Source organism: Thermus sp. NMX2.A1 (genome assembly GCF_000511705.1).
GTDB classification, from domain to species: Bacteria; Deinococcota; Deinococci; order Deinococcales; family Thermaceae; genus Thermus; species Thermus scotoductus.
In genome coordinates, this window is the sequence record NZ_ATNI01000059.1 from 1 (window position 1) to 4,503 (window position 4,503).

Here is a 4,503-nt window from a genome sequence, read left to right on the forward strand (position 1 = left end):
AGATGAAGTGTGTCCAACATGTCGTCGATGTGTTGCAAGAGATGCTTCCCCGAAAGGGGATTGCGACAGCTTCCCTTTGCACCCCAGGTCGGGTACCCTGGTCCTTAGTTGGACGAGATGCTTCCCCCGGCTGAGATAGCCATTTCCCTGCCTTGCCTCTCTCTTCACCCGGAGGCAGGGGTAGGGGCAATTGGGCTTCCCCACCTCCACCTGCCCCAGGATGGCTTCCACCGCCCGGTACAGCCGGGGAAGGACTTCCCTGAGAAGGTCCTGGGCTTCCCTTCCCGCCCAGCTCAGGATGTAGTCCCTGGCCCCCACCATCTCCAGGCCCAGCCTGGTGCCCACCACATAGGCCACCGCCTCGGCCTCGAGCTCCTTCACCCCACGGGGAAGCCCCCTGCCCGCTTCGTCAAAGTGCAGCAGAGCGTGCGCCCATTCGTGAAGCAGGGTGGCCGCCTTCTCTCCTGGGGGCAGGTCCCGATTCACCCGGATCACCCGCCCATCCGTGTCCCCGTGCCGCTCACCCAGGGAGGCTTCCACCACACGGAAAGGGCAGGCCTCCAACAACCTGGGGAAGAGGTCTTCCGGCCCCCTGTTCATGGGGGGTTCCGCGTGGGGCTGGCCATCGGGGTAGACCAGGGCCTCCTTCGCAACATTTGCGGGTGAACATGCCAGGTTCCAGGGGTGACCCATTTGGGGTAGGGACCTCAAGGGAACCACCTCATTCGAGCTGCCTGCTCTAGTTGCTCGTCGGTCATACACTCTGCTGTTTCCAGGGTGTGAACCCCCAGGCCTCGTACACCCCGGCCTCCACCTCCACGGGCACGGGAAGCCGGGCACAGGCCATAACCCTTTCCATGGCCTCCACCATGATCTGGCGCACCCAGGCTAGGGCCCCCTCAGCCTTCTCCGCGGGGGCCTCTACCACCACCTCGTCGTGGACCGCAAGGACCGGGAAAGCCCCCGGGACCTCATGACGGCGTTCGTAGAGAAGGCCCAGGGCCAGCTTCAGCCCATCCGCCTCCGAGCCCTGGACGGGGGTGTTGAGCTTCTCGGTGAAGCGGGAGGTTGTCCGCTGAACACGAATTCCCCTCTGGGGCTGTTAGCATGACCCTGTGAGTGCGCAGGGTCAAGAAAAACCTCTCCAGGTAAATCTTTTCCCCCTACGGGTGGACCTCGAGGCCCTCAGGATCTTCCGCTTCCGTACGCCCGAGCCCTTGAAGATCCGCGATGATTTGCGGGACACGGGTTGGTATGCCTTTGCAAAAGGCAAGGAAGTCTGGGTCTACGGTTTGGAAGCTCCCAAGCTTCCTTTTCCCCTGGTTGGGGTGGAGCGACCAAGGAATCCTCAAGAGCAAACGCAGGCGCTAAATAGCCACCTGAACCAGAGGCTGTTGGCCCTGGAATATGTGCGTGTTGGTCCAGAATGGCTGGACCCGCAGACCCATATGGCGGCTGAGGGGGTGGTGGCTGAGGGACCCTTTAAGGGCCATCCCCTGGTCCTGGCAAGCCACCCCGTCTTCCGAGTGGAGGTGGTGCGTCTGGAGCAGGGGTTCTTTGCCCTGGTGGACATGGAACACCGGGTGCTAACCAAGGATGGCATCGAAAGGATACCCAATGGGCTTCTTGAATACTTCCAAAGTCTGGCCCCGGAACAGCCTCTTGGAGCCCTAGACCTGGAGGCCCGTAAGGAGCTCCCTTTGACAGAGGCTCCCCCTCGGGCCAGGCTTCTCCTGCACCCTGCGCACCAGGCGGCCCTCGAGGCCCCCGCCGCCCAGGGTCGTGGTGCTCGCCGCCTTTCCAAGGACACGTTCGCCGGAAACCAGTTCCGATTCAATGATTTGCTTAAGCATGCATCTCACTTTGCCGACTTCCTTGATCCGAGCCCCCTCACCCTGCCCTTGCCCCTGGAGCGGGTGAGTGCAGGGCGTCTCCGGATGGCCCGGGGCGTGGGGCTGGAGGCCAAAGAGGTGAACCGGTTGGCTTTCCTTGGACCTCAGAGGGTTCGGGTGCTACTGGCCTTCCCGGAAGATAAGGTGGTGAAGAAGAACTCGAAACCAGCGGGGCACACTGGTAACCACATCCATATACGGACACGGGGGGAAGGAGAATACCACGTAAATAAGCGCACGTTCGTGGAGGAAACCCCCCACGAGCTCTCCACACGGGAGCTTCTCCTTTACCACTTTGTGGATCGGGAAAGGCTACAAAACGCCAAGAATGAGAAGCATGTGCTAGCGGCCATGTGGAATGTTCCCAGCCTGATTGCCACGTGGAGAAAGTGGGGCCTTGACCTCGAACCGGTCCGGCCCCCTGTCAAGTACGCCCCAACCGGGGAGGTTTTGGAGGGGGGATCAAAGAGGAATGGGGTGGATGTTGCGGTCATCCTAGCACCTGAAAGTGTGAAGCAGCTTGCTTTGGACGCTTTGAAGAAGAAGATTCGCCGGGACCTAAAGGTGCAAAGGGTACAGGTGGTTAACCCGGATACCTTGCTAGCAAGGGCGGAGGCTAGTAGCTTCGCCTACCACCTCGCGGTTCGGGCAGGGGCCCTACCCTTTAAGATCGAAGGGTTTTCCTGGTATGTCCTTGGTCTGCGCAAGGGGAAAAACAACATCTCTTGGCGGCTCCTGGAGCCAGGGGGACAGCCCGTGGACGAAGGACCGGGTTTCCCTGGAAAGGAGGAAGAGCTTCCCCCTAATACCCTGGTCCATTACCGGGGCGAGAGAAAGTACTTGAAGCAGGTGCAAGCCTGGACTAAGAGGCCCGTGATCTGGATCCAGGAAAGCCACCTGCGCTTTTCCATGAAGGAGCTTCCCCTTAGGTCCTACTTCCGCCCCCTTCCTGAGGTGGCGTACCTGCACACTCACAGCGGAAACCCTGGCTGGCCGCGGGCGTTGCGGGTGGAAGTGGTCCAGGGAGATGTCCCCCTGGAGGAAGTTCTGGCGCAGGTCTACTGGCTCACGAAACCCGCTGGCGGCCTGTACAATCCCGGAAAGCTTCCTTTAAGCGTGGTGGACGAAACCAGCTGGCCAAGGGAGCGTAAGAAGCCGTCATAAGAGCAGGGCGGTTCCTAAGAAAAGAAACCCGGTAATGATCGAGATATGGAATGCGTTCCCCAAGGCGGACTGACCAGGTTTCTGGTCCCTCTCCTATGAATTTCGTTGGTCTCCTCCGCTCATGGGAGCAGGAGAGTCAAGTTGCGATTCCTTCGTGTGCTACCTCATAGCTCCCCCCTAGCCATTTTCAAGAGCACCCGGCTACGGATGAGGTTGTGGACCAGCAGGATGAGGTTCACCCGGGCCACTAGACCCCAGTAGGACCGAACCTCTATCCGGTGAAGCCCCAAAGAGCGTACCATCACGCTAAACCGGGTCTCGATCCAGTTGCGTACCCTCCCCAACAAGCTACGCTGACGCGTGACCCACTCTCTCCACCCCGTCTCCACCACCTTTCCTCCCCTAAGCCGGTAGGAAGGTGTCTTGACCCCCTGGACCCAGCGAAAACCCCGGTCACCAAGGACCGCGGGTAAACCCTCCAGAAGCTCCCCTGCCCAGGTCTCCCGGGCATTCCCGGGAAGAAGAGTCCAACGAAAGAAGAGGCCCCGCTCGTTCATCACCGGCACAAGGACGTACCCGCCAAAGGCTCCCAGGGGACCCACCCCCACCGCGGCCTCAGGAAGAGAGAGGCCGTGGATACGGTGGCCGTGGGCCAGGGGGATGGGCTTGAGGTCTACCACCTGGAGCAGGCCTTGTCCCCCGGAGAGCTTTAAGGCGAGGTGGGCCAGCAGCCCATGAGCCTTCTGGATGCTTCCCCGTCTAGGGGAACATCTTGCGGATCTGGTAGAAACGGGAGAGGTGGGGGAGGGAGGGGAAGTAAGCCTTCAGGGTAGTCTTGGCCGCGAGGTAGCCTTTGGCGAGGTCCTGGCCCTGGCTGCTTCCCCGTAGGGGAACATCTTGCGGAGGAGGAAGATGGCGAGGGCCAGGAGTTCGGCCAGGGTGGCCTTTTGGTGCTTTTGCTTTTTGGGGAGCTTGAAACCTTGAGCGACGAGGGCTTTGAGTTCGTCATCCACCCAAATGTAGGTAGCCACGATGAGGGTCTCTGCGTCAAGATGGTAGAGGGGGTGCTCACGGTCGTGTGGCATAGCACCCCCTCTTTTTTCACACCCTGGGGGGACAGATCAAGTAGCACACGAAGGAATAGTGAACGCCATACTCTACGTCCTGGAAAACGGCATCAAGTGGCGGGCTATGCCCCATGACCTGCCCCACTGGTCTACGGTCTACCACTACTTCCGCAAGTGGCAGAAGGAGGGGGTATGGGAGAGAGCCGTCCAAACCCTGGCCCGCCGGGACCGGGAACGAGAAGGGAGGTATGCTTCCCCCAGCGCCTTGGTCCTAGACAGCCAGTCCGTCAAGACCACGGAAAAAGGGGCCCCGGGGAAACGACGGGGCAAAGAAAGTAAAAGGGAGGAAACGGCAGATTCTGACAGACACCGGGGGGCGT

At 60.6% G+C, this 4,503-nt stretch carries 5 protein-coding genes and 1 pseudogene; 2 read left to right on the forward strand and 4 right to left on the reverse strand.

Annotation, left to right across the window (positions count from 1 at the left end; genetic code table 11):
• The coding region (locus TNMX_RS12395) for an ImmA/IrrE family metallo-endopeptidase (protein WP_253269374.1) at positions 1 to 543 on the reverse strand (543 nt) is incomplete at its 3' end.
• Positions 544 to 754: 211 nt separating this feature from the next.
• Positions 755 to 1,087, reverse strand: a complete 333-nt coding sequence (locus tag TNMX_RS12595; protein ID WP_084221139.1) for a DNA polymerase — start codon at positions 1,085 to 1,087, stop codon at positions 755 to 757.
• A 28-nt stretch (positions 1,088 to 1,115) separates the two neighbouring features.
• Here TNMX_RS12595 and TNMX_RS06450 point away from each other — a divergent pair, with 28 nt between their 5' ends.
• Complete coding sequence (locus TNMX_RS06450; RefSeq protein ID WP_038030576.1) at positions 1,116 to 3,056, forward strand: hypothetical protein; 1,941 nt, start codon at positions 1,116 to 1,118, stop codon at positions 3,054 to 3,056.
• A gap of 164 nt (positions 3,057 to 3,220) precedes the next feature.
• Here the strand turns inward: TNMX_RS06450 and TNMX_RS13270 are convergent, their stop codons facing one another.
• Positions 3,221 to 3,736 carry a hypothetical protein gene (locus TNMX_RS13270; RefSeq protein ID WP_243031526.1) on the reverse strand — a complete coding sequence of 172 codons (516 nt, stop codon included), beginning with the start codon at positions 3,734 to 3,736 and terminating at the stop codon, positions 3,221 to 3,223.
• Between the two features lie 144 nt (positions 3,737 to 3,880).
• Complete coding sequence (locus TNMX_RS13275) at positions 3,881 to 4,141, reverse strand: hypothetical protein (RefSeq protein ID WP_253269375.1); 261 nt, start codon at positions 4,139 to 4,141, stop codon at positions 3,881 to 3,883.
• Between the two features lie 55 nt (positions 4,142 to 4,196).
• Between TNMX_RS13275 and TNMX_RS06460 the strand changes: the two are divergent.
• Positions 4,197 to 4,503 (forward strand): annotated as a pseudogene (locus TNMX_RS06460) (transposase); the annotation flags it as partial.